This is a genomic window from Marinifilum sp. JC120, from assembly GCA_004923195.1.
In the GTDB taxonomy this organism is placed as follows: Bacteria; Desulfobacterota; Desulfovibrionia; order Desulfovibrionales; family Desulfovibrionaceae; genus Maridesulfovibrio.
Map to the genome: position 1 here is coordinate 15,145 of RDSB01000022.1, position 26,240 is coordinate 41,384.

Genomic DNA, 26,240 nt, shown 5'->3' on the forward strand with positions numbered 1-26,240 from the left:
ATTAGCTGAAATATCCGTTTGTTATTTGTGTTTGATGCCGTTTCATATCGTGCTTTAGGGTGTAGCTGGCACCTACGAATTCTGAAAGTTTCTCCTTGGTTTCTCCAGCTATTTCAGTATCGGTTGAAAGTAAAATGGTTTGATGACTTACATTTGGGAAATAGTATTCAACTAAAAGATTTCTATGCACGGAATCCAATCGCCCAAGAGGAGTATCAACAATAACGGGCAGAGGACGTCCAGAAGCTCGCCCAAGTCCCCACAAAATTGAAATGATGACCAGCTGACGCTCTCCGGCAGAAAGCGAAGTCAACGGAATATGACGATCATTATGACCTTTTAAAACAAGTTCATAGTCGTTCGCATTGATCTGGACTGAAACAATAAACTCTTTTTTTCTCAAAAGAAGATTAATACTTTCAAAAATTAGCTTTTCAAGATGGTTAATGGATTTATCCAAGACAGCCTTACCAAATTCCCCGACTCTCGCACGTGCAACACCTGCATAGCGGATGACCCTATCATGAACGAGGTTTTCAGCATCTTCTAATGCCTGCTTTTTCAAAAGACGTTCTTTTTCAGCTTTTTTGAAATCACGTGAACCTTTAAGGTCTGCAATCCTCCGCTCAAGACTGGCCTGTTGGTTAAGAATTATGTTCAGCTCATGAACAGCATCGTCTCTTTTCTTAATGGATTCAGCCACTGTTTCTTCTGGAGGAATCATCGCAAGTTTTCGTTCCAGAGCATCTTTCTTCTCAACCCACAACTCAAATTTATTTTTAAGCGAAGCGGCCTGCTTTTGCTCATGTTCGATACGCTGCGGAAGATGCTGAAGAAGAATGCTTCCTTCTTCAGACATATCAAGGACTATTTTTGTAGCAGCAGTATTGCCTCTGTGGCTACGATCCTTAATAAGAAGAGCCGTCAGTTCATCATACGCTGCCGGTGCTTTTTCCTTAACAATATCCAGAAAAGTCTTATCGCGTTCCTCAAGGACCTCTATGACAGCTTTTGCTTTTATCGCACTCTGTTCACGCCTTTCTTGTTCTTGAATATCGAGAATAAAATTACCAAGTAAAGCCAAAGGAAGGGGCCCTGCTGCTAGATCACGAAGTTCTGATGAAATGCTCTCTACTTCTTGTTTCGCATTTTTCAAATCATCTTCAGTGCTTTTGCGTTGAGTGAAAAGTTCAGCACCGCTAGCTTTAAATTCATTCTCAGCCTTAAATAATTCCGCTTTCTTTTGCGCAAGCCGCTTTTCAATCTTCTTTTCTTCTGCCTCTAAGCTATCCAAATCGCTCTGTTGTTTTTCTAGCTCGGCATCCAGAACACTCAATCTTACTTTAAACTCTGAGTCTGAATTTTCTTGAGATTTTTTATAAATGAGAGATGAAAGATCCTCCTGCAACCTATTAAGCAGGTTAATTCCGAGTAATGCTTCGACCCCTGTTTTCAGAAGAAGCTGCGCTCCTTCCTTACTAGCCATATCAGCAACGGCTTCTCCGTCAAAAAAGAATAAATTAGCAATACTTACCGGAATAAACGAATCAATAAATTCTTCCCAAGTAGATGATATAACCGAGTCATGCTTACCATTCTTATGTGCAATAAATTTCTCAGAAACCCTTCCTCCAGAAGCTTCCTTCCATCTACGCGAAACAGTATATATGTCTTTCTCCCCGTGAGAATAAGTCGCAAATGACAACGTAATGCTACTGTCCCCCTTCGAAGGGTCATTTATCAGTTTTTTTAGAAAGGCAGAGTATGACGATATTTTAGGATCAAGATGAACAAGTCTCTTACCAAATAAAACGAGCCTGATAGCGGTAAGCAAACTTGTTTTTCCCGCCCCATTTAAACCTCCGACTAAAACAATGGGATGAGAGCTATCCTTCGGACTCAAGTCCAAGTGCTGTTTTTTACCGTATACGCTGAAGTTTTCGAGAATAAGTTCCCCTAAGAGCATTTGTCTTCCTCTACGGTGCGTACTTCATTGTATTGTTTAGTAAAATGAACAGCGTCATCTTTGTTGTCATAAAAAGATTTGCGAATAACTTGCTCCATTCTTTCATATAATCCGGCACGTCTAAGCTTAGTTTGATATTCCCACATTAAATCGAGCAGTTCACGAATCATTTCGTAACTCAGCCGATTGTTCGAACCACAGATATCTTCAAGAATTTTTAGTTCAGTCTCTCCAAAACAATGATAATGCTGAAGAGTTGTATCAGGAAAAGGCTTTCCTGTTTCTTCTTCATAAATAACAGGAAGACGGTCTTCAATTTCATGCTTGTCCACAAGCCAAATACGCCGGATCTCTTTAAGTTCTTCAATTGAAATTAAGCTTATAGTACCAAATTCAAGCGGAGCCTTCTGGCGCATCTTTTTTTCTGTTCTCAGCAATTCTCTTAAAAATATTTCCCGCTGACCTTGTAAATACGGACCATGAATGGGTTGCCCTTTATAAAATTCTACTGTCCCTTTCATTCTACGAAAATCACGCCTTGGTTTATCGTCTTTGACTGTAAGGTGAGCACGATAATGGATTAACGGCAAAAGCCATTCATTCGCTTTGTCATTCATCGCCATATTTTCGAGGGAACTGTCACGGGTAACCAAAGTACATGTCCAGCAACCAAACCGACTTTTTCCACAACTTGGTGTTTTTTCATCCAGATCAACAATCATTGGGCATTCACGGTCTTCAGTCGCATCCTTGTACAACTCAAGCAGTTCGGAATTGCCCAAACCCCATGGATTATCCTTATCCATGAGAAAGGCCCAGACATCATCATTGGTCCAGTCCTCTATCGGAGTATAAATAAGGCAGTTTTCAACATGCTTGTTGGGACTTAAACGGTCACGAAGGCGATGCTTTTCATGTCGGCGCATATTGCTGGCACGCTTTGCGCTCTCGTATTTTCTGGTACCCAAGGCAAGAATTGTCTCACCGTATTGGTTCGCAACCTTTTCAATAAATTTATTGGAAGGCTCAATTTTTAGTCGATCAGTGCACCAACGAAATTTGGACCACGGTCGAGGATAACCGCGACCTATCATATTAACCCAAAAACTATTGGCAGGGTCAGGATGAAGGAGATGAGCCTCAAAAGGCATGTTTTGCTCTTTTGAGTGATGATTAATTAGATTTAAAGACTGCCTTACCCAATGTGAAACAACTGGATTTTCGACAAGGGTATCAGTACTAATTATATATATTTTTTTATTTCTTTCGGCAGCAGGCAAACCTTCAAGAGCAAGCCAAATCAATTGAAGAACTGCGGTGGAATCCTTTCCGCCACTGTACCCTATAACCCAAGGATGTGGATCTTCTTGGTATAGATTTATTACCTCCTCGAACAAAAAGGAGAGATATTTTTTATACCCCATTCCATCCAACTGGAATGCGGAATATTGATGGTTATCATTTTGGGTCATATGAGAGGAAAACCTTTAAGGCCGTATGGCGATTTTTAAAAAAACAAAAAACACATTAGAGACAAATCACATAATCTGCCCTATACGCGTTGCCTGCTGTTTAGCCTACCTTTCATGTAACTGCAATCTTAGCTGTGAAGACTTAGCTGGCCGCACATACCGAAACACAAACGCTATAAATATAACCCCTTACAAAAAGAACTGTCACTGTATTCTCATACAGTGATTATTCCCACTCCCAAGAGCGACCTGACCACCGAAATTCTCCTGAAACCCATTTGCGATCAGCATTGCGATTCTCGCAATTACCAATATTGCTGCAACGACAGCGATAAACAGCTCTGTTAGAAATATATCCATACAAATGACTTTCGGCTTCTACTCCACAGATAGTACATTTCACATCAGGTACATCTTCTTCGCTGTTTGTTTCAAAAATAAATTCATAGTTAGCCATGGGAAATCTCCAATAATAATTTATTTTTTTGCTTTGCAAATATTCGTACTCCCTTACCCGCAACGCATCAATGCTTATATTTAACAAACAGCACTAAACAAATGCCGCCGAGTTCCCCCGGCGGCATTCACTTCATTAAACTTAACTCCCATCAGGCTCCAACAATTCATCCAGCCTGTCGTCGACAGGTTTTTCATCCCAAGTGATAACTTTTCTACAAGTTATATCTGACTCTTCATCCATCGCAGCGTTGACTTCAGTTGCAGCCAAAAAGTCAACGACCATGCCACCGATAAAGGTTAGCAAATTCTTCATATTATCCTCCACGTTTAAGATTCGAACTGAGTGCCACACCGATTACACCGATATTCCCCGATTACCTCCATATCGACCTTCTTCCCGACGGCATTTCCTGTGGCAGCACCGGCAAAGAATCCAGCCAAGGCTCCACCAAGACCGCCAACAACTGCTCCGATTCCAGTCCCGATGACAGGGACGAATGATCCGATGGCAGCACCGGCTATAGTTCCAGCTTCTGCACCTATGTATCCACAAGCTGCACCTGTTGCTCCTCCAATAGCGGTTCCTACTTTCTGAGCTGTGTTGATGAGAACTACATGAGTGTTGACTTCACAGCTGGGGCATTTAGGTAAATCTTCTGGCATGGTAAACCTCCTGTTTTATTGATTGGTGAGTGAATCCTGAAGCAGATCGAACATGGCCGGGGCCAGATCCGGGAGCTCGGTGATGACCCTGCTTTTTCCGGGAAACAAATGAAAAACGGCCTCGGAGTTGATTCCGAGACCGTATATTTCGAAGCCGTATGCGCTTCCGTCTTTTATCGCTTGCTGTGCGTTGGCCGGGTTGTCCGGAACGCCGTCCGTCAAACAAATAATTATCTTTCGCTTTTCCGGTAGCGGCAGCATTTGCTGGAATGTCCACCAGAGCACTTCACCCAGTGGGGTTGATCCAGATGCAGCCAGACCGAAACGGGTATGCAGTTTTTGGCCGTGGCTGAGGATTGGGGCCACAGTCGGTTCATCGTAGTTATCACCTCCTTGAACCCTTATTGCTGGAAAGGCACTGACCCCGACATTTACGCCGTTGATGGAATTAAGTGCGCTGACCACGGTATGACTGACCTGCGAAGCCAAACCGATTCTTTTACGCATTGATCCTGAGCAATCCATTAAGATGTGGACAGCTGTGCTGATCCCATGGCTTTCCTGTCTGCTGCGAAACATTTTAGGATTGCCAATGGCTATACGATGCAGATGGGCGGTACTTAAACGGCCATTTCTGCCGATGCGGTCATGCTTGATTGTCTTGGCCTGAATAATTCCATGCAGACGGGATTTAAGAGCGGTAGAAGCTCTACGTGTCCGGGTAAGTTCGTCCTTGTCCAGTTCAGCAAGTTTCTTGTAACCATCCTTGGCAACCTGAAGCCCTTCATCAATATTATCAGGGACGTTTTTGAGCAGATGCTCTTCCAAGGTTTCGCTGAATCCTTTGGGCAATTCAGAAGAGGTTGACCTGATAAGTTTTTCCAGATTCTGAGTAGGGCCTCGGCCTTTGGATTTGATCTGCGGGGATTCGTTCAGGTGCTGCTTCAGCAGGGAAACTATTTCCCGCGTGTACAGGATGCAGTCCTGCGTTGAATTGCACTTTGCCCGCACCTTTTGCAGAATGGAGTTTATACGATCAACAAGGCCGGGATAATGAACTTCGATGGTTGATGCGGTATCAGCACATGCTTTCTCCAGATCAGGAACATCCCATGATCTGACTGTCAGTAAAATCCAGTTCAGGATTGCTGTAGCTGGATCGTTTTTAGCTCCCTGATCCTGATCGCTATCATTAATAAATAGGTGACGGATCAGTCGCTGGAAGTTCTGTCTGCATCCGGGGAAGATTTCAGCCAGCTTGTTTTCAACTCGCCAGTCTTCCAGAGAATTCCAGATGTGCATTTCAAACGGGGTGAACTTTGCCAGCTTGAGCCATTCGAAATTGGTTTCCCTGATATGGGCACTTTCATGGTCAAGAAATCCACGAGCCGTATTCAGCAATGTTTCGTCACTATTCAACGGCAAAGCAGGCAGCTGAATGCTCTTCCCATCAGTAAAAGCCTTATCGCCACCGATACGGACCTGAACACCATATTTCCTGCCCAGAACACTAGCCACTAAAGGTAAGGATTTCATAAGCAATTTGTTGTTCATAAAACCTCCTGATTACCACAACCCGTGACTATCAATCTGTTGAGTAGGCGTCTGTGGGCTGAGATTTTGTTTTGAATTTTCAGGGTCATTTTCAGATGCTTCTTCAGCATCGTCAGTCACTTTAATGGGACGGTTCGGCATTGCTGTCAGACTCTCCAGCAATCCTTCAGAAGTGGCTCCATCAAGAAGTTTCTGTCCATTTTCCATCAACAGGGCTGGCTCTCTGAGCAGGGAGACGACTCCCTGCAACATGAGCAGATTTTCATCCCGGATAAATCCACGGGAAGGAACCTTGTTGAAAGCGGTCTGGAGCAGGTCGGTTATGGGCAAAACTCTGGGGTCAATAAAGGATAAGCCGTTTAGTTTGTCGTAGATGGACCGCAACGGCGAAAGGGCTTTATGCGTGACCTTGACCTTTCCGGCATAGCAGCGATTCCATGTTTCAGTGGCTGACTTGGCAACTTCATCAAAGAGAGTGGAGCCAAGATTGTTAACTTCGTCCTTGAGTCCCTTTTTCACTGATTTTTTGTCCGGTGCTGCAAGCTTGAAAAACTGCCATTTGAAGCCGATCCGGGAACGGACATGTTCAGCACTGACCGTGGAACTGCCGATTAGTTTTTCCCAACCGGGATGCTGTTTGATCCAGTCCTGCACTGACTCATCATAGCGGCTGAGGAAGTCTTCTTTTGCAGCGAAGAATTCCTTTTCAATTACAGTGAGTTCTTTCACGATTTCATCAGCTACCTTTTCAGGAATGGCCCAGCCACCAAGGAACCGCACTCCGTGACGATCCAGCATGTTCACTGCACGGGATTTAAGTGTGCCGAAAATACGCAGATCTTCAGGATTGCAAACCCTCTTGCTTCCTAGAGATGCCAAATCTTCCGGTGGTAATTGCGTTGCTCCAAAATCTGACGGAGTGAGCTTCTTTCTAGCCGACCAGATGTTCACATCCAGATTCAAGGCCAAGATATGGTTGAGGACCGTGATGCGGGTTTTGGATTCCATGATTATCTCCTTCTGCGGACGCACAAAATAAAAGCGGAGACAGCCGAAGCCATCCCCGCTTATAGAAATTTGCGTGTATTATTTATGATGTTGATTCTGATTCGTCTTCCATCGGAAATATACGCTGAGCAAGTTCATGTAGAACTGTGCGAGTCTCACGACTGGCCCGATAACCAAGAGCACGGTCTAAGGCATAAGTTACCGGCTGAATTCCCTGACGGGCTAAAGGCTGAAAGCGGACAGTCAGGTCCGCCCAGCGAATCAAAGTACGGGTTGAAAAGGTTACTTCAATAGTATCTGTAAGGTTGCCGGATGCTTCGCCCATGAACAGCTTACGCACGGAGTTGGCGTATTCGACCATTTTCTTACGGATATTTTCAGGCAGATTCTTGACCTTGCGAGCAAGCAGCTCACTTTCAGCCTCAGGGGTGGGATAGCCGATTTCGCAGAGCCAGAACCGGTCCATAAAAGCCAAGTTCTGACGAACAACGCCTTGATAAAGTCCTGTTTCGTCGGCTGCGCCGTTGGAGTTGGCAGTAGCGGCAAAACGGAACATGGGATGAGGGGGAATAATCTCCCCGGAGTTTTCAGGGATGCAGAGCGGCTCACCATCCAAAATCCCATTCAAGCCAGCAGCTGTGGCAGGATCAATGATGTCGATCTCATTGAGCAGGAATAGCCCTCCGTATTTCATGGCAAGAGCAAGCGGACCATACTGGAATTCCATGTTGCCATGCTCCACAGTGAGGTGACCGATCATTTCAGGGAACTCCAGACGACTATGACCAGTAATTTCAAAGACAGGGTAATTGAGCTTTGCAGCCAGCTGTTTGATAAGACTGGTTTTCCCACTGCCACTAGGTCCGAACAGATAGATCGGATCGGAACTGTCCATGAACCAGACCACAACATCCCGGCTGGATTCATGGAAAAGATATTCAGTATCCAGATTTGGCGTGAATGATGAAGCAGATTCAAATCCCTGAACCATACGACCAGAAGCCTTACCGCTGAATACTTGTCCTGCATCAAGCTCAACGGAAACCAGCTTATAAATTTCTTCTTTAATTTTTGACATGTTGTACTCCTGAACATTGAGCAATAAAAAAGGCACACCTTGATCAGATGTGCCTGAAATTAAAAAATATGCTTGGTCTTTAGGCTAAGCTGCCTGTTCGTATTTCCACCACAGTTTGCGGTTGCCATCCCAGCGAAATCCAGCTTTACGCAAAGAGTCCTTCTGTGAATGGGTATTGCCGGTTGCTAAGATGCATGACCTGCCATTCTGTCCATTTTCTTTACGGTACTGAATCCCTTCAAGGCGAGGCAGATTCGATGAAGAGCTACCTTTGTTCTGTGGCTGTTGTTGATGCCCAGATGAAGCCGGTCCCAGATGTCTGGATGGATCATATCCATTATCCATGTTTTGTGGACGGCATGAGCCTTCAGCATCGTCATCATGTTCTGTAACCACACCGATGAGTGCTGCAAGTCCATACCTGCGGGCATACGTCATTGCAGAACCATACCCTTGAGGATCAGATTTCGACAAAGGCATGACCAGCAAAGAAGATTGCCACTGACCTGATTCAGCGTGGACTATCTTGCTGACAAGTCCCAGATTTCCATTTTCAACCTGCACGGGCAGCTGAGTAAGCCAGATGCCATTGGCAAGCAGAGCCTCTTTGCATGTACTCATAACAGACTGGAGGCTGGCATATTTGCTGTTGGTGAAACTGTTCTGTCCATCCTTGGCAGCGGGTTTCAAAGTCTGCTGTACCTTCAGCATGGCTCCGGCCAGCTCGGTTATCTCCGGCGAACAAAGCGTGAAATTTTCCATGATTACCTCCTGCAATAAAAGAAGCTCCTTTCCGTTGATATGTGGTCAGGAGCTTCTGCGATAAAAAATCGGTTTATACTACAGTGATAATATATGTTTTAAATTATTTGATAATCAGTGAAATCAGGCTAGTTTGCGTGTTTCTTCAGAGCTTCCAGCAGATCAATTGCTCTTTTTATATCCTGCTCAGATAATTCAGAAAGTAAGAATTTTGCCCGTGAGAGGCTACTGTCGTCAGTGGATTCCATGGCGAGGATCTCAGCCGGGTCAACATGCAGAGCATTGGAAATCTTGATCAGAATCTCAACGGACAGATTAACCTGCCCTCTCTCTATCTCACCAAGATATTTGTAACTTATTTCTGCTAGTTCAGCCATTTTTTGCTGGCTTAAATCATTGGCAGTTCTGAGGGCCCTGATTCTTGACCCAATTTTTTCCAATAAATCTGACACAATATGCTCCTCTCGTTTGAATTGTAGTGTGGAGGAGTGGGGGATGTCTGAAAACCTTCTTTCAGGGGTAAAATTTATGGACTATTGACACTGATCGGTGCTAATGGTGATTGCCAAGCGACACTGTTAGTTCGGCTCGTATCGAAAAATAATTTAAAATCAAGGAGTAAATAATGTCTGGACTGGTTGTTATTCTTGGGGTCATCATTTGGATATTGTGCGTATGGCAATCATTGAGGATTGCTAAAAAAAGAGGGAGCAGTCCTTTTTTGATTTTATTTTTTTTGCTGCTAACAGGTTTTGGTGGCCCGTTGGGTCTCTTAGCTATTTATATATTCTTGCCAGACAGAAGTCGGGCTTGATCGATTCCATCTTGCTTAAGAGGTCGACATGAAATCAATAACTTATGATGAGCTTAAGTCTGGCTCAGCAAAAGAACTGATCAAAAAGAAAAGCTCCTTTTCCATTCTTGGACTCGGTAGCAAAATGTCAAATGCTGTTGATCTTATTGAAGAACAAATTGAAAAAGAAGGATATTCCTGCCGTATCTACACCTACGGTCGAATTGCTGCGGCAGGAGGAACATTGTTCGGCGGGATTACAGGACTACTTGGTGCAGCTTCTGCCATAGGTATGGCTGCCCACAATCTGGCAACCTATGATCCAGACTATGAAATAGCTAAGCACCTTGTCGATAATAAGCTGGCAGTCACTTACGAGAAATAATTTCTGCAATACATATACTGGCAGACCTGACTGCTGAAATACATAATCCATTCGAAGTTTATCTTTCGGATGGATTTTGTTTTGCCTGAGACGTGGAATTAAGAGCTTTACAATCTATGTTTAATCTCCGAGCCTAAGAACTAGCACACATAAAACAAAATTTTGACACAATTCACTTCTACTATATTATAAGTAAACTTAATTCAGTCACAATATTTACATTGTACAAATACCATTTAAACAACACTGAGTGAGATATTGAATATTCATGGCTATCATTTTAAGCTAGGTATATGGTAATATCTAAAGAACAAAATAAAATTATCATATTAGTTTCTGCAAAGAAACATGTATACCAAAACACAATAAAACAAACTTTATGTTTATAACGGTCTCTAAAAAGAGACCTATATCAAAATATTAAATAAAATATAATTTGTATTTTAAAATTCTAATTCAGTCATATTATGAAAAATAAAATTAAAAGATTATAATTTAGAAACAAATTAAATCTTAAAACTAATGGAGTTTAATATGACTGTTACTTTTGAAAAAACATATAAAGGGAATTCAATCTTGACAAATAAAGAAAAGAATCAAGGTTGTAAGACTGAGATACTAAATTCAATGAGTTCTATTCTGAAACATACAACACAAAAACACAACAAGGTACTATGTGTAAGGATGGATTTAAGATACCCAAGTGATCTTTGTGCTCCAGATAAGAATAAAGACATCCAAGATTTTGCATCTAAGTTTTCCAAATATTTTAAAAGACAAGGATACGATCCTCACTATCTCTGGGTTCGTGAGCAAAGCAGGGAAAAACATCAGCACTATCACCTTATGGTGGCTGTGGATGGAAACAAAATGCAATCACCCTATAAGCTTTTGAGCAAAGCAGAAGAAGTCTGGAGGTCTACTACTGGGTCTGATCAAGCTGGTCTTGTGGATCACTGCAACATATCCCGTAAGGGAGAACGTCAGGCGAATAGTTACATGTTACGGAGAAATGATCCTGATTTTGATAAAGTCTATGATTACTGTCATAATCGGTGCAGTTATTTGGCTAAAGAAAACACCAAGGGGTATGCACCAAAACGACATAGAGAATTCGGTTATTCAAGGATTCCCAAAAGTATTGATTAAAAAAATGAAAACGGGTGTTGGGATGGTTTCCAAGATCTGTATTTGAGCTAAAGACGGTCATTTAAACTGCAACAAGCGTAAGCCTTGATACGAGTGTATTGAGGCTTTTTCATTTTCAAACAAAAGGGGAAATATGTTATATCTTAAATTTTTTAAAAAAGATTTCATGTGTTTCGATGAATCGTTTGGTAGCACTATTGAAGCAAGACTTATTCCTGTCGGTGCCAGAAGGTTGCGTTGGAATACTTATCGCTGGAGATTTGAGGACGAAGCTGAGTGGAGTCCCGGTGAGCCAATGCCAGAAGGCTGGGTTCCTGCTATTGATTTTGACATAAAGCTGCAAGGCAGGACCTACAGGTTAACAATTCATTCTGATGCAGCAGTTCGTGATTTGATACCGTATGCGGAAAGCCTAAAGCGAAACGGACGACATATTAAGAATGTAATTACGCAAATAACCATTACTTCCCGCAGGAAGGTTAATCCTTCAGTTCGGTTTGAGATGGTCAGGAATGCATAGCTGCAACTGTTATAAAAGGGCTTTGATATTATTTCAGAGCCCTTTTTTTGATGAATATTTCTAATTAACTGCTGAGATGCAAAAGGACTTCTGCCTTCAATTCCGCAGAGACCCCATACTCATCTGCCAGCTTTGCAAATTCCGACAAACTACCCTTAACCTGTCCAATAATCTGCTCAGCCTTTTTATCGCTTACATTGGCAACTGCTGCCAGATCAACCAGATGTTCTTTTCCCGGATTTCGCCCTTCACCCATCACCATGGTGGACTGCTCTCCGTTGGGACCATGAGAATACGTCAGGTCATAGGCAGGGGAAAAAGTCCATTCTCCGGCTTTATCCATCAAAAAGGTAAAGTTTTTGCCATGGTCATCACGGTTGTGGGCAAACACGTTGAAAACAGCCAGCCGGTAAACCTTCTCAACTTCCTGCTGGTTTCTGGTCAGAATGTAGGCCAGTTTTATCAGATCCTGATAATCCAAAGCCGGGACTCGGTAGTCAGCTTCAAGAAGACCGCAGGCAGTATGCATGTGAAATCTTTCAGTGCCGGAGACATCAAACCGTTTGATGCCAAAATACCCCGGTCCATCGCTGGAAGGCAAAAGATCCGTTTCCGGCATCTTTATTCCGGCATTACGGGCCATGATGGAATAAACAAATTCAAGAGCCCCACTGCTCTTGCCATCCTGAGTATTCGGAAACTTCACCATCCACGGTTCCGAAGTCTCATCTGGACATGACCTTGCTCCACCGCTTGTCATGGAAAAACACTTCATAGTCCCATCGGAACACCTGTTGACCAGCACCTTAGGTCTTGCCCCTGCTGAAGAGCCATTCAGATGCAGCAAAGCTTCAAGCACTTCATTCGGAGTTCCGGCAAGTTCTTCATCCAGCACATTACGGGCATAACCAGCAATTTCATCAAGGCTCAATTCCCGTAAATCTGGCTGAGAGACAGCAGGCTCATATTCAAGTGCACCTAGCCCGTTGAGACCTACATAAGCCAGCCTGTCCAACGGAGTGATCCGACTGGGGTGAATCCCCTTTGACCGGAGCAACCTTTCCATGAGCAATCGGCCCCATCCATCAGGAAGAGAGTCATAGAATACACCGGGCAGGGATTCAAAAGGCGAGTTGCACTTCACGAATTTCGTTTTAATCGGTAGCTTAATGGGGGATATTTCAAGACCGGTTTCGATGAAATCGTCCGTGTACTCGAAGTAAATATCACTTTCCCGTTGAGCAAGAACCCCAACATGATGCCGCTCTGTACCGAAATCACAATACACATCAAGCCGTTTATGATTACTTTCTGCTGGACTCATTTTCCTCTGGCTCGCTGTCGTTGTTTGATTGTGGGCTTCTCAAGCACCTGATCCATGGAGGTAAACTCCTGCGATCTTGGTTCAGTGACTTTTATCAGCTCGTCAAGGAGATCAAGGCAAAAGCAAATCTTGACGAAGGACTCCAAAGAGATCTTGCCGGTCTGCTCAAACTTCCTGAGAGTGGAGAGCGATACACCAGACCTTTCAGAAAGCATCTTTTGAGTCCAGTTACGGATCAGCCTTTCTTCCCGAATATTGCGCATTATGGCTTGTGTGCCTTCAGAAGACGTATTGATGTTAAGGATCGACATGGTATCATTAAAGCATCAAAAATAGCATTAGTAAACATCATTGTATTAGAAAAATATTAAAATTCAAAGACCACGTATACACAGATAAAGAGGGGCTGCCGAGGCCACACCCCCTTATCTGATTTGATTCAGGCACGAACAGACTAAACTTATTGTCATGGGGTAACCTTTCCGTTCGCCCTCATTCTCGTATTCAAAAAATATACTTCATTACAAAATCTAGAAAAATCGCTTAAGGCAACGCCACCGTATTTGATGGCGTGAATATCATTTGGTCATCTTCATTTTCACTACAGCAGGTATCTTTACTTTTCAGATCGCAGTTCATTTATTGTATATTCAAGCAGCTTCAGCAGGAGAACATCTCGCAGCCACACGGCCCTTTTCTCGCACCAGAAATTTATCAAAACACAGTATTGACCAGCTTATAAGTTGTGACAGCGGTGACATGTCACGGGTGTCACGTAGTTCATGTTATCGACAATGCCTTCTTCTGAGCCTCGGGTTGACCACGCAACGTACCGAAGTTTTGAACTTAAGTAACGAGAGGTAATTGTTCCGCTCCAGAAGAAACAAGGCCGGTTCAATGACGTCTTTCGTAACATGCAAAGCGCGATATATATCCCGCACCTTGATTTCTTCGCCAGCATGGTCGGAGATATGCTCGACAACCCTGTGGGCGAGCTCAAGCGAATTGTTTGCAGATATATCAAGCGCAACTTCTGCATGCTGAGCGAAAAAGTCCGCAATATCAATCCCGCTGAGAATACTGTCATCGCTCAATTCGTGGTCAGGATTAGTGCCGTTGCCGACAGCTTCAATCAAATGAAGGAGTCCCGCAAACCTAAGTGCTGTTCCTGCCAGTTTCCGGTAATAGGACTTAAGAACATCAGGCGTGGAGTCAGAAGAAGCGATCATCTGGGTGTGTGCATAAAAAGCATCCCATTCACGCTGACCGATCCCCCCTCTGGGCATGCTGAAATTATGCCATCCAGTTTCATGACGCTTAATTCCATGAATCTTTCTGACAAGAGTCCGAAACCAATCCCTGCTTTCCTGCGGAATTTCATCAGTGGTGACAGCACCGAATTTTCTCCGCACATCAGGGGGCACCAGACAAGTAAACCTGCTGACAAGGCCGTCCTCACAAAGAGCTTGTTTGCCGAGAAGCTTTTCAGAGGTTCTTTCCTGAGTGGCGAACAACATAGACAAACACGGGTTGCTAATCGTTATTTCTTCGTCACGCTTCCGGTAAGAGTATGACTCCCCTGCCCAACCTTGAAGCATAAGGTCATCCTTATCTGCCGAGATCTTCTTGAGAGACCCCAGTTCAGCACCAGCGAGGGCTATCGATCCGCCCTGCTCATGCATATGGCTTTCAAGTCCTTCCGGGGTAAACTTGAACAAAACAAGCTTCGGCGGAAACATGACAGGAGGCATTTTCTGCTCAATCTCGCATATTGTCTCGGCAGCAACTTCCACAGCACCGGTCTTAATCGCTTTTTTCTCCTCCGCTTTAATCATATCGGTGTAGATTTTACGAGCTGTTTTGCTCTTGCTGATTTCCGATGCTGAGCTGATACGCAACTCCTTTTCCAGCTCCACTACCGGAGCAAGCGCAGCTTCCATCATTGGTGACTTCAGTTTACCTGAAGGCATCGTGACCAATACATACAGCGTAACCAGTTCAGAATGGTTTCCATGGCGGACAACTTTGAATTTACCCTGACAGGCAATGGATGCAACTCCGAAGAGCAAGGCCATGGCCACACTTGGATGAACATCAAAGCTGTTACTGAAGTCGTCAATCCACTTCTGTGTCTTAGGCGAAAAGACATTAGGAATATTGTCGTCTACCCTGTAATCATTAGGAAGGGGGCGTACTTCCTTAGTTTCAAGATACCGCTTTTCGTCTTCGACGGCAGCTTTGTAATCCTCCTCTTTTTCCATGTCTTCCTGATCCTTCTGCGCTTTGCGATATTGCTTTTCCATATTGACAGAATCAATAAAGTCTCTATCGCCATGGTTTTCACGAAACTGCCAGCTGGGGGTATTTCTTTGTGCAGTCCGCTCCCTTCGATAATCATCATAATCATAAGTTTTCTTAGGAAGATACTCCGACGAGGGAGATTCAACCTCTATTTCAACTTCCGTTGCTCCATCAGGAGCATCTTTAACTTTATCCCAAATGCTAGCCATAACGTCCTCCACTATTTAAGGTTAGCTTTGATTTTAATTTTATAAGAGACTGTCGGTTCACAGACGATCTCAAGAGATTCAACGGATTCACTCGCCCAAGGCGGCAAATCGTCCAGTGCCTCCCGCAAAGAGTTTACTGCCAACTGTGCCGCATCTTCCATAGAGCTTTCTTCTGAGCCGACTACTTCAAGCTCATGTATTTTTTTCTTATCTTTAGACATGGTTAATCTCCCCGCTTATGCGCGGTTGATGGTTTCAGGAGTATTCCCGGTGAATTCAATTCTTTTGACGAACCAGCTCAAAAACTCTTCCCTGCTGTAGCCGACCTGTCTTCCCATGCGAAATTTGCCGGGAGGGCCCAGCCGACGCGAGTCCAGATTGGCAAGAGTTTTTGCCTTGATGAGACCGCCTGTAAGCCTTTCGGCTTCTTTGCGGGTGAAAACCGGCGGGAATTCATTTTCAACATTTTTCAAAATTGATTCGGAAATCATTTTTCCTCCTAAGTTAAAAAAACAATGTGGGGCCATAGCCCGGCTGAAACAATGAACTTCATGCAGAGGAGACAACCGGAGGGCGGCAGTATCAGAATCTTTGCAACCCACCGCTCCGTGATGTATGATTCTGTTTTTCTGCTTTCCCCTGAAGGTCAGCCCTCGTTGTTTCAACTCTGCATGGACCTTTTTTAAGCGAATCCGAAATCCCTGTATAAGCGGACTAACTTCAAAAAAACAAAAAGCACACATAAACATTTAATATAAATATGATTATGCGGTTTGAATCATCAAAACAATTCAAAAGAGGAAAAAGAGATGCGTTGTATCACTTCATGGGTGGACATCATCTTAAAACTGGAGAAACCACCGAAACTGAAACTGCTATGCGGAAGTTGGAAGCCGTACAGTTTTTTTCATCTGACGACATTAGTAACGTTCGAAGATTTATAAGAAAAATACGCAAATATTATAAATCTGGCGGAATTGTATTTTCTGGGAAAAAGCATACTAAATTTAATGACGAGGAACGCTTATGCATTTCTTTTGCATACTTAGCACTAACACAGAATCAAACATACAGATGGCACGTTGAGAATGGATTCGAAATTCTAATTGATGAAAACGATGCCAGATTTCACCAATCTCCTGAGTGTTCAATATTTCTAGACTTATTGCTTGGTGGGGATAATTGCCGAAATGCTATAAAAGGTGTGTCCGCAAAGCGAGAAATTAATAAATTGATCCCCCCTCTGCGTGAGGCTGTAGCAAAAATTACTAAAATACAAACTGAGATAAACCTCTCTTTCAAGAAAGCAGCGGAAATTAATTTTTGGAGATACGAATATATTAAACGAAAATTTATTCAAGATATTTCCGCAGATAATGAATACGCTGCAAAGATTCAACAGTTATTCGAGGGAATGGAAAAGGCTTTTAAGTTGTTAGATGATTTAGAGGTTGAACATTGTAGCGAGTGCTTATGGAGAACTACTGAAAGGCAAAACTACGGAGATTGGCCTTTCATTTTCAAGGATCTCGGATGTGGTGATAAATATTGCAGCTTTAAAATTTTTTGTTCTCAACAGACTGAGATAGGTGCTTTGGCAAAAGGTTTTCATAATGAGGATTCTGTTCCTAGTTTTATGACTACAATGGAATATATAGATTTGCATTGGGAAAACTATACTATTGATCAGTCAGTTAGTTTTGATTTAGTTGAAAAATATGGATTATATCCATATGAATTGTTTTCTATTGCTAGTTCAAATTTAATTACTAATATTTTGAATTCTGATGACAATTTTCCAGAAAGAGAATTTTATTCAGGAATAATTTTAGACAAGCAAAACTTCAAACCAACTAAGGTTTTTGCTAAATTATCATTGGAAAAAGCAAAAAGAAATAATGTTATTAGGCAAGATGGAACTGAAGCAAAATATTATTCCAATAATCGAGCACGCATGATCGGACTATTTCTCTGGGACTCAATTCATTCTGGACAACAGGAAAAAAATTTTTCCCTTATGGATGCATGTAAAAAATTATGTTCGCAAAAATGGTTTGCTGACAAAGATAGCGAAAAAGAACTCTGTGAATTAATACATGCTGGTCATAACGCATATGATATTCAAGATGAATTAAAACCGTACAATAAGCTTTACAACAGAACAAAACGATGCATTGAAGAAGGTAAAGTTTTACCCTTTAATACAGCTAAAAAAAATAGACTGTAATTTTTACCTCTGCATCCAGTTAAGTAGTCACACACTTACCACCACTTAAACAGGGAGTACCTTCCCACACCATCACCCTCCATACCAACGCCGTACCGCCACCACAACAGCCACCACATTCGCAAAAAACAAGAAAGGGCTCACATCAAAACGATGTAAGCCTTTGATTTAACTGGAGCCAACGATCGGAATTGAACCGACGGCCTGCTGGTTACGAATCAGCTGCTCTACCGACTGAGCTACGTTGGCTTTTGGTGAGATTTTCTTTAGCTTAGCACGCATTTTGCGGTCAAGTCTAAAATAGAAAAAGGCTTCCCAAGTTATGAGAAGCCTTCTGTTTTTTATTCAGAGTCTTGCTAAACCAGCTTCTTCGCAGCAGCTAAAGCTGCATCATAATCCGGTTCCTCGGTGACTTCATTTACATACTGCGCGTACTGCACAGCACCAGCCTTATCGACTACGAATACCGCGCGGCTCAGGAGGCGCAGCTCTTTGATCAGGACACCATAAGCCTCGCCAAAAGAGGAATCCTTATAATCAGAAAGGGTCTGCACGGCTTCAACTCCGGCAGCACCGCACCAGCGGGCTTGAGCAAAGGGAAGATCCATGGACAGAGTCAGGATTTTGATATCATCGCCAAGGGATGCGGCCTCATTGTTGAACCTGCGGGTTTCCATATCGCAAACCGGGGTATCAAGGGAGGGCACGGCACTGATGATCAGCACCTTTCCTGCGAAATCAGCTAAGGCTTTGGGAGCAAGTCCATTATCGGTCACGCTGAATTCAGGAGCTTTGTCGCCCACTTTAATCTCATCGCCAAGAAGGGTCAGGGGATTGCCCTGAAAAGTGATTATACCTGTTCTTTCATTCATGATTCAACTCCGTTGATTTGATTTCTGTTGGATAACCGATAGCACAGCCAAAATTTTCCTACAACAACGATCCGAATTTAATAATCACAACCTAATTCTTAAGCAGTGCTTTTACTGAAAAGTCATAGTCGGATCGATCACCATTGCAGGCTTTGGAAAATTTCTTAAAATCAATTTTTGACCAGTCGCGTGCCCCAAACCTCTTTAGAAAACGCTCCACATTCCGCTCATCAATCACACAGAAAATTCTCTTTCTGATCATCGCTCCAGCTTTTCCAACAAAGTCATAGCCGTGATGGTAATCATAAAGCATCACCATCCCCCAGCCGCCAGTCATAAAATGTCCGCCCACGGAAAGGGCTAAAGAACCATCTCTGACAGCCTCAAGCGCAGGCTTATCCCAGTTGATACCGCCCACCAGCACATCTTTACCCGGAGTCAGCCCGTTCTTCTTAACACCTTCAATGGCACCGAGGGCCATGGGATCGTTAGCAGCCCAGATTATATTTACTTTCGGGTCCCGCTTTAAAAATTTGGTTACAAGCTCAAAAGCTTTATCTTTACGCCACAAACAATGGATCTCAGGAAAAAATTTAGCGTCAAAAAAATCCGCACGCGCATAACTCAACCCCTGATTTCTAAGCAAGGTAGCCTGAGTGGCATAGTCCCCGGCAATGGGCAAAAGCTTCATCTCTTCTTCTGCAATCCCCTGCTCTCTGGCCTTCTCAACCAACTTCCTCGCCAGATTGTATCCGGCCCAACGGTTGTCCGGGACCAGCCCACCAATCCAATTTTTGTACTTATCCCTCGGACTCCCCAGTTCAGCAGCCTGATCACCATAAAAATTCAGCAATAGATTAAAAACCTTAACGCCTTTTTTATCTGCATGGGCAATGATCTTGCCTGCCGCAAGCTTCTCGTTAACCACTATCAGATAATCAGGCAGATTCTCACGGCTGAGGACCGCTTCAGCTTCTTTGCCCATCAATAGATGATTGCGCTCGGCATAAATTATTTCCAGATCTATGCCCAGATCATCGGCAGCGGCCTGCATAAAAGAACTGACCTCACGCCAAAAACCGCCGGTGGGATCACTGGGATCGGATTTGCCGGGATTGAGGAAGACGACCTCCATTCCTTTGCCCAATTTTTCACCATCCTCGCAAGAGGCTGTTGCTGGAAAGGCAAAAAAAGAAACGCAAAGCGTAACGAAAAAAAATAAAATAAAAAAATAACGCACACGCACCATCCGCTGTTCAGACAAAACGCCATAATCCATCACCACAAAGGGGAGGATTATATGCCATAAGAGACCCAATATGACATTATAACATATGCTGGGGCTAAATAAAAATCAGAACGCATGCAGGACGATAACTTGCAGAGTTGACAACTCAGTATACCTCAAATAATAAAGCCGTCAGTATGCAACCTCAAACAAAGGACAATAACTTGAAAGTAATAACAAAAACATTCCTGGCAATGGCTTTGATACTGATAACCAGTGGTGCAGCATTCGCGGAAACAGTGTTCAATGCTCAAGGCAGCACTCTTATTCCTAGTGTTGTTTCCCGTTATCGCGATTCCGCAAGTAGCGAGTGGACCGTGATAAAACTTTCAAATATTACAAATCAAGCGATTCAATGCAATGTCATCGTTTATGATCATAATGGCAACGAAGTAATCACTGGAATGAGAATAGAATCAGGAGCCTCAGGAGGAATAGGAACTGTCGTATCAAGCGGGACAGGGCTTTTTGAAATTCCGGCTCACTCTACCCGCTATTACCAGTTAGGCTCAGGCAATTCAGTACACACCATATATGGGTATGCTGTAGTTGAATGGAAATCCGACGACCCGCAGCAGAGAAAAGCCCTGATAGGCGGTGTTGAGAAAAGCAGAGTTAGCGGCAACAATGTACTAAAAGGAGAAGTCCTGATCAACAACGGCCAGCCATTCTAAATATACTCAAATTTGGGCAGGTATTTTATACCTGTCCAACCTTACACCGCGTGCAAAACCACAGACAAAGCCTTAAAGCAAAATTCCACATCAGCCCCTTCAAACAGTCCTTCCTCTTCAATAGACCATGATGTGACCAGCGCACACATCTGGGTCCCTGCGGCGGATTCCCCAGAGACTTCAGCCAGCACTTCAGTCTGCTTGATGGATGTTACTTTGGCCCGAACACAATTACGGGAACTGATTCCTTTTCCCTTTAGAGGACGCACAGCCACCAACGGGGCTTTCACTGTAGCGGAAACAGAAATTCCCGGTTCCAGATCAAGTTTGTAAAGACTTTCAAGGGTGATGACTGAACTGATAGTAAAACCTTCGGCGGTCTCGAATTCAACATCGGCCAAAATTCCATCACGGCGCACGGAGCTGACCTGCCCTATAAAAGTATTACGGGCACTGGATTTAAGCGCGTTTTCCTCAAGAGCCATACGGCGGACAATGTTCTTTACGTCCCCGGATGACCATTCCTGATAGACTGCCGCAAGATCGGCTGAAGACTGTCCGAGAACCTTACGCACCACGCCCAGCGGCACACCATTGCGCAGCATTTCCACGGCCCTTGAACGGCGCAAAACCGAAGGAGCACCCTTTTTGCGCTCAAGCCCGCAAGACTCGGCCCGCTCGTAAAAAATACGACGCACATAGCCGGGATCAAGATGAAAAAGCTCCCCCTCAAGTCCTGATCCCATGGGCCCATCAATTAACCCCTTAAGCTCCCGGCAGACAGATTGCGGCAGGGGAACTTCGCGGCTATGCCCTTTCCGTCCAAGCAGAACAACCGCCCGATCGAGATCAACCGCCTCACGCTCATCAAGCCCCAGAATCTCACCAAGCTTGGCCCCGCTATGCCTGAGCACGAGGAACAGACAAAAAGCCCTTGTGCGGGAGCGGACGTAATCCGCGCGTGTTGCCCCATCCTTCCAGCCACGGAATTCTTCTTCCAGAATAGAAAGATCCCGACCGCTGAGATGGAGGATATTCTCAGGAACATCAAACACTTCTGCGGGAGCAAGCCTACTCTCTGAGGTCTGTGAATCCTGATTTTCGGTACCTTTGTTTCTCACTTGAATAACCCTTCGAGCAGTCACGTTTTTAAAAAAATGCGTGACCGGTTTGAATTTTTTACCGCTCCCTGCATAAGCATAGGACACTGATAAAGCCAATTCAAGAAGACCTCAATTTCAAAACGGAGAACAGAGAATGAAACGACTCAGCGCACTCATCCTGACCCTACTGCTGGCCCTGCCTTTTTCGGCAAACGCTGCCGACCTCATGGTCGCACAGGCTGCCAATTTCATGCCCGCCATGCAAGAAATCATCCCGGCCTTCAAAAAAAGCAGCGGACTTGAAGTTCTGGCCACTTACACCTCCACCGGAAAATTGTACGCCCAGATAGTAAACGGCGCGCCTTTTGATCTGTTTCTGGCAGCAGATGAACGCCGCCCCCAGATACTTTATCGTGACGGACTGGCTGAAACTCCATTTGTCTACGCTAAAGGTAAAGTGGTTCTCTGGTCCAAGGACAAAAATAAAATTGAAAAGAGCTGGCAAAAAACCATCATGGACGGAAAATTTCAAAAGATCGCTATTGCCAACACGGAGACAGCTCCTTACGGCACCGCCGCCATGGTTGCTCTGCAACAAGCCAAACTCTGGGATCTGGTCAAGCCGAAACTTGTCTTTGCCCAGACCATTGCCCAGACCTTTCAATTTGCTTCCACCGGAGCTGCTGACGCCGGATTCTGCGCATACTCATCCATGTTCACCCCCGCAGGCAAAAAAGGCGGTTTTGTGGTCGTAAAAGAAGCCCCCCCGGTAATTCAGGCCGCCTGCATTCTCAAATCCTCAGAACACAAGGAAGTGGCCCGAAAATTCGTAAAATTCCTGTCCGGTCCCGAAGCATCCGCCATCAAGAAAAAATACGGATACGACTAATGGATTTTTACCCGCTTTATATCTCGGCCAAACTAGCTGTGGCTACGACTCTGTTCATCCCGCTGGTTGCCGCGCCTATCGCATACATTCTCGCTTTCGTTGATTTCAAGGGCAAAAGTCTGGTTGATGCTGTTGTTTCTCTCCCTATGGTGCTTCCTCCCACGGTCCTCGGCTTCGGACTGCTCATAGTTATGGGGCCGCAGGGGTCTCTGGGAGGACTATGGAACGACCTCACCGGAGAACGCATGGTCTTCAGCTTTTCCGGAATATTGCTGGCCTCGCTGGTCTATAACCTGCCCTTTGCAGTACAGCCCATGCGTGCGGCCTTTGAAAAACTGGATATCCGCTTGCTGGAAAATTCAGCAGTACTGGGACTAACCTCCACGGCGACATTCTTCCGGGTGGTTCTGCCCAATAGTCTGCCCGGTCTGGCAGCTTCAGCCATGCTGGTCTTTGCCCACAGCCTTGGAGAATTCGGGGTAATCCTCATGGTCGGCGGGTCTATTCCCGGTTCCACCAAGGTCGCCTCCATCGCCATTTACGAAGCAGTGGAAGCCATGCGCTACGACGATGCCATGTATATGTCACTGGCAATCATCCCGGTCAGCTTTCTGGCTCTGCTGGCCATCAACCGGATCAACCGTGTCAGCCGGAGTAGATCATGAGTCTGAAGATAAATATTCGTAAGCAACTGCCCAACTTCGCGCTGGACGTAGCCATGCACTGTAAACCCGGCACCCTGACCGCCGTGGTTGGCCCTTCAGGAGCCGGAAAAAGTACACTGGTCCGCATCATTGCCGGATTGGAAAAACCGGATATGGGGACCATTTCACTTAACGGCAAAAATTGGGTGGATACGGCAACCAATAACTTTGCCCCGCCCCAGAAACGCGGCCTGGGCCTTGTTTTTCAGGAATACACCCTTTTCCCGCATTTGAGCGTACGCAAAAACGTGGCCTTCGCGGCAGTAGACAAGGAATGTGTTCCGGGACTGATGGAAAAATTCGGAATATCCCACATTGCAGAAAGCAAACCGGCCAACATCTCCGGCGGGGAACGCCAACGTGCGGCCTTTTGTCAGGCCCTTGCCCGCGAACCAGTGCTGCTTCTATTGGACGAACCCTTTTCCGCACTAGATATCGCCACCCGCGAAGGGCTGCGCAAGGAACTGCGGTCCTTAAAAAGCGAACTGAACATCCCCATCATCCACGTGACCCATGACCTTGAGGAGGCATATTATCTGGCTGATTCTATCTTCGTACTTGAAAACGGGCATGAATCACCAGAATGGCTGGACCGACAGAAAAAAAGATTCTGTCCCGAACCCAAACCTCACCCTCACCTTGAACTTGTAGGAAATATGTAATGAAAAAATTCTCTACCCTGCTGCTTTTCATCCTGCTCTCCGTTCCTGTTGCTGCTCAGGCCAAAATAGTGATTGCATCCGGCGCAGGCTACCGCGCACTGGTGGACAATCTCACTGAAGAATACACGGCTAAAACCGGAAATGAAGTGGAGCGAGTTTACGGCAACATGGCCCGGGTCACAGCTCAAGCCAAAAACAGCGGCACTGTTGATCTGGTCCTCGGCGATAAATCCTTTCTGGACAGGGCTAAGCTGGATTGTTGCGCAACCCAAAAAGTGGGCCGGGGGCGACTGGTTATTGCCTACCCAAAAGGCAAAGACTTTACAGGTGCTGAAAATTTAGTATCCGAAAGCACCACCCGCATAGCCCTGCCGGACACTAAAAGAGCCATCTACGGCAAGGCAGCAATGCAATACCTGCGCAACAAAGGCTTAGTTGCCAAGCTTGAACCCAAACTGCTTATGGTTGCCACAGTTCCGCAGTCGGCCTCCTACGTAGTAGCCGGAGAAGTGGACTATGCTTTCATCAACCTGACCCATGCCCGTAAAATCAAGGATTCCATCGGCGGTTTTGTGGCTGTGGACGAGTCTGCCTATTCGCCCATATCCATTATTATTGAACAGATGAGCAACTCCGCCCACGCGGCTGAATGTACGGCATTCATGGACTTCCTCAAATCTGACGCAGCCCGTAAAATCGTTGCTGCCCACGGCATGCAGGACTAATGATATGAACATTGCGGCAATCCTCTCTGACAGCGCAACCCTAAGCCCGTTGACCCTGTCCGCACAGGTCATGGCTGTAGCGGGAGTGTTGCAACTAACAGTTGGGGTGCCACTAGCCTTCTGGCTTTCCCGGACCAAGGGGACGCTTCATAATTTCGTGGATAGTGCCGTAACCCTGCCGCTGGTGTTTCCCCCGGTAGCAACAGGCTTTGTGCTTCTCTTCCTGCTGGGCAGGCGCGGCCCGGCTGCAAACATATTTGGGGACTCCATTATTTTCGGATTTCCCGGTCTGGTAGTGGCGGCATTCATTGCCGGACTGCCGCTCTTGGTCAAACCGGTTCAGGCTGCCCTGAAATCAGCTGAAGCCACCAAACTGCGCGAAGTTGCGGCGGTTCTGGGAAAATCTGAAACCGAAATATTCCTGCAAGTGCTGCTGCCCTGCGCAAAGAGAAGCATTGCTGCCGGAACCCTGCTGGCTCTGGCCCGTTCCCTTGGCGAAGTAGGCATGAGCCTCATGCTGGGCGGAAATGTCATCGGGCGCACCAACACCCTTTCCCTTGAAATATACAATGCGGTTTTTAACGGTGAATTTGAACGGGCAGCGGTCCTCTCATCCATCATCGGCATCGCTTCCATAACCATCTTCAGCGCGCTGAAAAAGTTTTCTGACGCGGAATAAAAAGGAATCACAATGAATAAATCCATCTTAAAAGAGGTCCAATCAAGGGCACACGAAATTTGGCAATCGGCAGGCATACTTGATGAAAAAATCGAGGTGACGGCCCGAACCCTAAGCACTGAAGAAGCCATCGGCAATCCCGAAGGAGACGACTTCCCTTTACTGCGAGGTAAAGAAAAACTGATGGAAGCGCAGTTTCAGGGCTGCAAAGGGCAGGCATTCACTGACCGCTACGGGAATTTCAGCAACACTTTGCGCGAAATTGCGGAAATGGAACTGAGTAACAATTTTCGAAGGGCCATCTTTGTTTCTGCTCTGAACGCCGTACAATGCAGCCTCGGCAAAGCCAAACGAACCATCCACTGCAAGGATGAAGGCCCGGCCCTGTGCGCCCCCAAGCTAGGGGATTACATTGAAGAAAAATACGGTAAACCCAAGCTGGGACTGGTCGGCTATCAGCCTGCCATGATTAAAGCTCTTTCCGGACGGTTTGATATGCGCATTGTGGATCTCGACCCAGATAATATCGGCAACGTAAAATGCGGCATAACCGTGGAAGGCCCGGACAGCACCGCCGAAGTGCTGGATAATGTCAACCTGTTGGTTGTCACCGGGTCAACCATTGTTAACGATAGTATCAACAATTTCCTGCGTGAGGACAAACCAACCATATTTTTCGGCACCACTGTTTCCGCAGCCGCAGAAATGATGGGCTGGCAACGGTTCTGCTGCCAAAGTTCCTGACTCCAAGAATCGACAACCTGCCGGAAAAGA

The 26,240-nt window shown here is 45.2% G+C and carries 28 protein-coding genes and 1 tRNA gene; 12 read left to right on the forward strand and 17 right to left on the reverse strand.

What is annotated here, in order from left to right; genetic code table 11:
* Window position 1: 1 nt before the first annotated feature.
* The 8 genes from dndD to D0S45_17680 form a co-directional block, all read right to left on the reverse strand.
* Complete coding sequence (gene dndD, locus D0S45_17645; protein ID TIH12496.1) at window positions 2-1,966, reverse strand: DNA sulfur modification protein DndD; 1,965 nt, start codon at window positions 1,964-1,966, stop codon at window positions 2-4.
* A complete protein-coding gene (dndC, locus tag D0S45_17650; GenBank protein TIH12546.1) occupies window positions 1,957-3,390 on the reverse strand; it encodes a DNA phosphorothioation system sulfurtransferase DndC in 1,434 nt (477 codons plus the stop codon). Before dndC ends, dndD begins: the two co-directional genes overlap by 10 nt.
* Window positions 3,391-4,224: 834 nt before the next feature.
* A complete protein-coding gene (locus tag D0S45_17655; GenBank protein ID TIH12497.1) occupies window positions 4,225-4,560 on the reverse strand; it encodes a hypothetical protein in 336 nt (111 codons plus the stop codon).
* A gap of 15 nt (window positions 4,561-4,575) precedes the next feature.
* A complete protein-coding gene (locus tag D0S45_17660) occupies window positions 4,576-6,114 on the reverse strand; it encodes a hypothetical protein (protein TIH12498.1) in 1,539 nt (512 codons plus the stop codon).
* Between the two features lie 12 nt (window positions 6,115-6,126).
* Window positions 6,127-7,122 (reverse strand): DUF3150 domain-containing protein, encoded by a 996-nt coding sequence (locus D0S45_17665; protein ID TIH12499.1) that lies wholly within the window; start codon window positions 7,120-7,122, stop codon window positions 6,127-6,129.
* Window positions 7,123-7,204: 82 nt separating this feature from the next.
* Window positions 7,205-8,200, reverse strand: coding sequence for an AAA family ATPase (locus D0S45_17670; protein ID TIH12500.1), 996 nt, complete (start codon window positions 8,198-8,200; stop codon window positions 7,205-7,207).
* 84 nt (window positions 8,201-8,284) lie between these two features.
* Complete coding sequence (locus D0S45_17675) at window positions 8,285-8,962, reverse strand: ERF family protein (GenBank protein ID TIH12501.1); 678 nt, start codon at window positions 8,960-8,962, stop codon at window positions 8,285-8,287.
* A 128-nt stretch (window positions 8,963-9,090) separates the two neighbouring features.
* Window positions 9,091-9,492: a helix-turn-helix domain-containing protein gene (locus D0S45_17680; protein ID TIH12502.1), complete on the reverse strand. Its 402-nt coding sequence runs from the start codon at window positions 9,490-9,492 to the stop codon at window positions 9,091-9,093.
* Between the two features lie 95 nt (window positions 9,493-9,587).
* Here D0S45_17680 and D0S45_17685 point away from each other — a divergent pair, with 95 nt between their 5' ends.
* From D0S45_17685 to D0S45_17700, 4 genes are all read left to right on the forward strand, one after another.
* Window positions 9,588-9,776, forward strand: a complete 189-nt coding sequence (locus tag D0S45_17685) for a hypothetical protein (protein ID TIH12503.1) — start codon at window positions 9,588-9,590, stop codon at window positions 9,774-9,776.
* 28 nt (window positions 9,777-9,804) lie between these two features.
* Window positions 9,805-10,140: a hypothetical protein gene (locus D0S45_17690; protein ID TIH12504.1), complete on the forward strand. Its 336-nt coding sequence runs from the start codon at window positions 9,805-9,807 to the stop codon at window positions 10,138-10,140.
* Window positions 10,141-10,662: 522 nt separating this feature from the next.
* Window positions 10,663-11,289 (forward strand): inovirus Gp2 family protein, encoded by a 627-nt coding sequence (locus tag D0S45_17695; GenBank protein ID TIH12505.1) that lies wholly within the window; start codon window positions 10,663-10,665, stop codon window positions 11,287-11,289.
* A gap of 133 nt (window positions 11,290-11,422) precedes the next feature.
* Window positions 11,423-11,809, forward strand: coding sequence for a hypothetical protein (locus tag D0S45_17700; protein TIH12506.1), 387 nt, complete (start codon window positions 11,423-11,425; stop codon window positions 11,807-11,809).
* A gap of 64 nt (window positions 11,810-11,873) precedes the next feature.
* On the opposite strand, the gene D0S45_17705 is transcribed toward D0S45_17700, so the two are convergent.
* From D0S45_17705 to D0S45_17725, 5 genes are all read right to left on the reverse strand, one after another.
* The gene (locus D0S45_17705) at window positions 11,874-13,133 is read right to left on the reverse strand and encodes a type II toxin-antitoxin system HipA family toxin (GenBank protein ID TIH12507.1); all 1,260 of its coding nucleotides are present in this window, start codon (window positions 13,131-13,133) and stop codon (window positions 11,874-11,876) included.
* A complete protein-coding gene (locus D0S45_17710) occupies window positions 13,130-13,396 on the reverse strand; it encodes an XRE family transcriptional regulator (GenBank protein TIH12508.1) in 267 nt (88 codons plus the stop codon). The genes D0S45_17705 and D0S45_17710 overlap by 4 nt, the downstream gene beginning before the upstream one ends.
* A 522-nt stretch (window positions 13,397-13,918) precedes the next feature.
* Entirely contained in the window at window positions 13,919-15,643 is a 1,725-nt protein-coding gene (locus D0S45_17715; GenBank protein ID TIH12509.1) for a DUF3987 domain-containing protein, read from the reverse strand.
* An 11-nt stretch (window positions 15,644-15,654) separates the two neighbouring features.
* Window positions 15,655-15,864 carry a hypothetical protein gene (locus D0S45_17720; protein ID TIH12510.1) on the reverse strand — a complete coding sequence of 70 codons (210 nt, stop codon included), beginning with the start codon at window positions 15,862-15,864 and terminating at the stop codon, window positions 15,655-15,657.
* A 15-nt stretch (window positions 15,865-15,879) separates the two neighbouring features.
* On the reverse strand, window positions 15,880-16,134 hold the full coding sequence (locus D0S45_17725; GenBank protein TIH12511.1) for a hypothetical protein: 255 nt from the start codon (window positions 16,132-16,134) through the stop codon (window positions 15,880-15,882).
* 335 nt (window positions 16,135-16,469) lie between these two features.
* On the opposite strand from D0S45_17725, the gene D0S45_17730 reads away from it, so the two are divergent.
* On the forward strand, window positions 16,470-17,870 hold the full coding sequence (locus D0S45_17730) for a hypothetical protein (protein ID TIH12512.1): 1,401 nt from the start codon (window positions 16,470-16,472) through the stop codon (window positions 17,868-17,870).
* A 173-nt stretch (window positions 17,871-18,043) separates the two neighbouring features.
* Here D0S45_17730 and D0S45_17735 read toward each other — a convergent pair.
* The 3 genes from D0S45_17735 to D0S45_17745 all read right to left on the reverse strand — a co-directional run bounded on the left by D0S45_17735 (window position 18,044) and on the right by D0S45_17745 (window position 20,021).
* Window positions 18,044-18,119, reverse strand: a tRNA-Thr gene (locus D0S45_17735).
* A 107-nt stretch (window positions 18,120-18,226) separates the two neighbouring features.
* Window positions 18,227-18,742 carry a thiol peroxidase gene (locus tag D0S45_17740; GenBank protein TIH12513.1) on the reverse strand — a complete coding sequence of 172 codons (516 nt, stop codon included), beginning with the start codon at window positions 18,740-18,742 and terminating at the stop codon, window positions 18,227-18,229.
* A gap of 91 nt (window positions 18,743-18,833) precedes the next feature.
* Window positions 18,834-20,021, reverse strand: coding sequence for a hypothetical protein (locus D0S45_17745; protein TIH12514.1), 1,188 nt, complete (start codon window positions 20,019-20,021; stop codon window positions 18,834-18,836).
* Window positions 20,022-20,167: 146 nt separating this feature from the next.
* On the opposite strand from D0S45_17745, the gene D0S45_17750 reads away from it, so the two are divergent.
* On the forward strand, window positions 20,168-20,704 hold the full coding sequence (locus D0S45_17750; protein ID TIH12515.1) for a hypothetical protein: 537 nt from the start codon (window positions 20,168-20,170) through the stop codon (window positions 20,702-20,704).
* 41 nt (window positions 20,705-20,745) lie between these two features.
* Here D0S45_17750 and D0S45_17755 read toward each other — a convergent pair whose 3' ends face one another.
* Window positions 20,746-21,924, reverse strand: coding sequence for a TOBE domain-containing protein (locus D0S45_17755; GenBank protein ID TIH12516.1), 1,179 nt, complete (start codon window positions 21,922-21,924; stop codon window positions 20,746-20,748).
* A 37-nt stretch (window positions 21,925-21,961) separates the two neighbouring features.
* Here D0S45_17755 and modA (D0S45_17760) point away from each other — a divergent pair, with 37 nt between their 5' ends.
* Genes modA (D0S45_17760) through D0S45_17785 form a run of 6 tightly spaced genes read left to right on the forward strand, consistent with a single transcriptional unit; the run spans window position 21,962 to window position 26,210 of the window.
* Entirely contained in the window at window positions 21,962-22,696 is a 735-nt protein-coding gene (gene modA, locus D0S45_17760) for a molybdate ABC transporter substrate-binding protein (GenBank protein ID TIH12517.1), read from the forward strand.
* Window positions 22,696-23,361, forward strand: coding sequence for a molybdate ABC transporter permease subunit (gene modB, locus D0S45_17765; protein TIH12518.1), 666 nt, complete (start codon window positions 22,696-22,698; stop codon window positions 23,359-23,361). The genes modA (D0S45_17760) and modB overlap by 1 nt, the downstream gene beginning before the upstream one ends.
* Entirely contained in the window at window positions 23,358-24,062 is a 705-nt protein-coding gene (locus D0S45_17770) for an ATP-binding cassette domain-containing protein (protein ID TIH12519.1), read from the forward strand. The genes modB and D0S45_17770 overlap by 4 nt, the downstream gene beginning before the upstream one ends.
* Complete coding sequence (modA, locus tag D0S45_17775) at window positions 24,062-24,787, forward strand: molybdate ABC transporter substrate-binding protein (protein ID TIH12520.1); 726 nt, start codon at window positions 24,062-24,064, stop codon at window positions 24,785-24,787. Before D0S45_17770 ends, modA (D0S45_17775) begins: the two co-directional genes overlap by 1 nt.
* Before the next feature lie 4 nt (window positions 24,788-24,791).
* Window positions 24,792-25,466: an ABC transporter permease subunit gene (locus D0S45_17780; protein ID TIH12521.1), complete on the forward strand. Its 675-nt coding sequence runs from the start codon at window positions 24,792-24,794 to the stop codon at window positions 25,464-25,466.
* A 12-nt stretch (window positions 25,467-25,478) separates the two neighbouring features.
* Window positions 25,479-26,210, forward strand: coding sequence for a hypothetical protein (locus D0S45_17785; protein TIH12522.1), 732 nt, complete (start codon window positions 25,479-25,481; stop codon window positions 26,208-26,210).
* The last annotated feature ends 30 nt before the right edge of the window (window positions 26,211-26,240 follow it).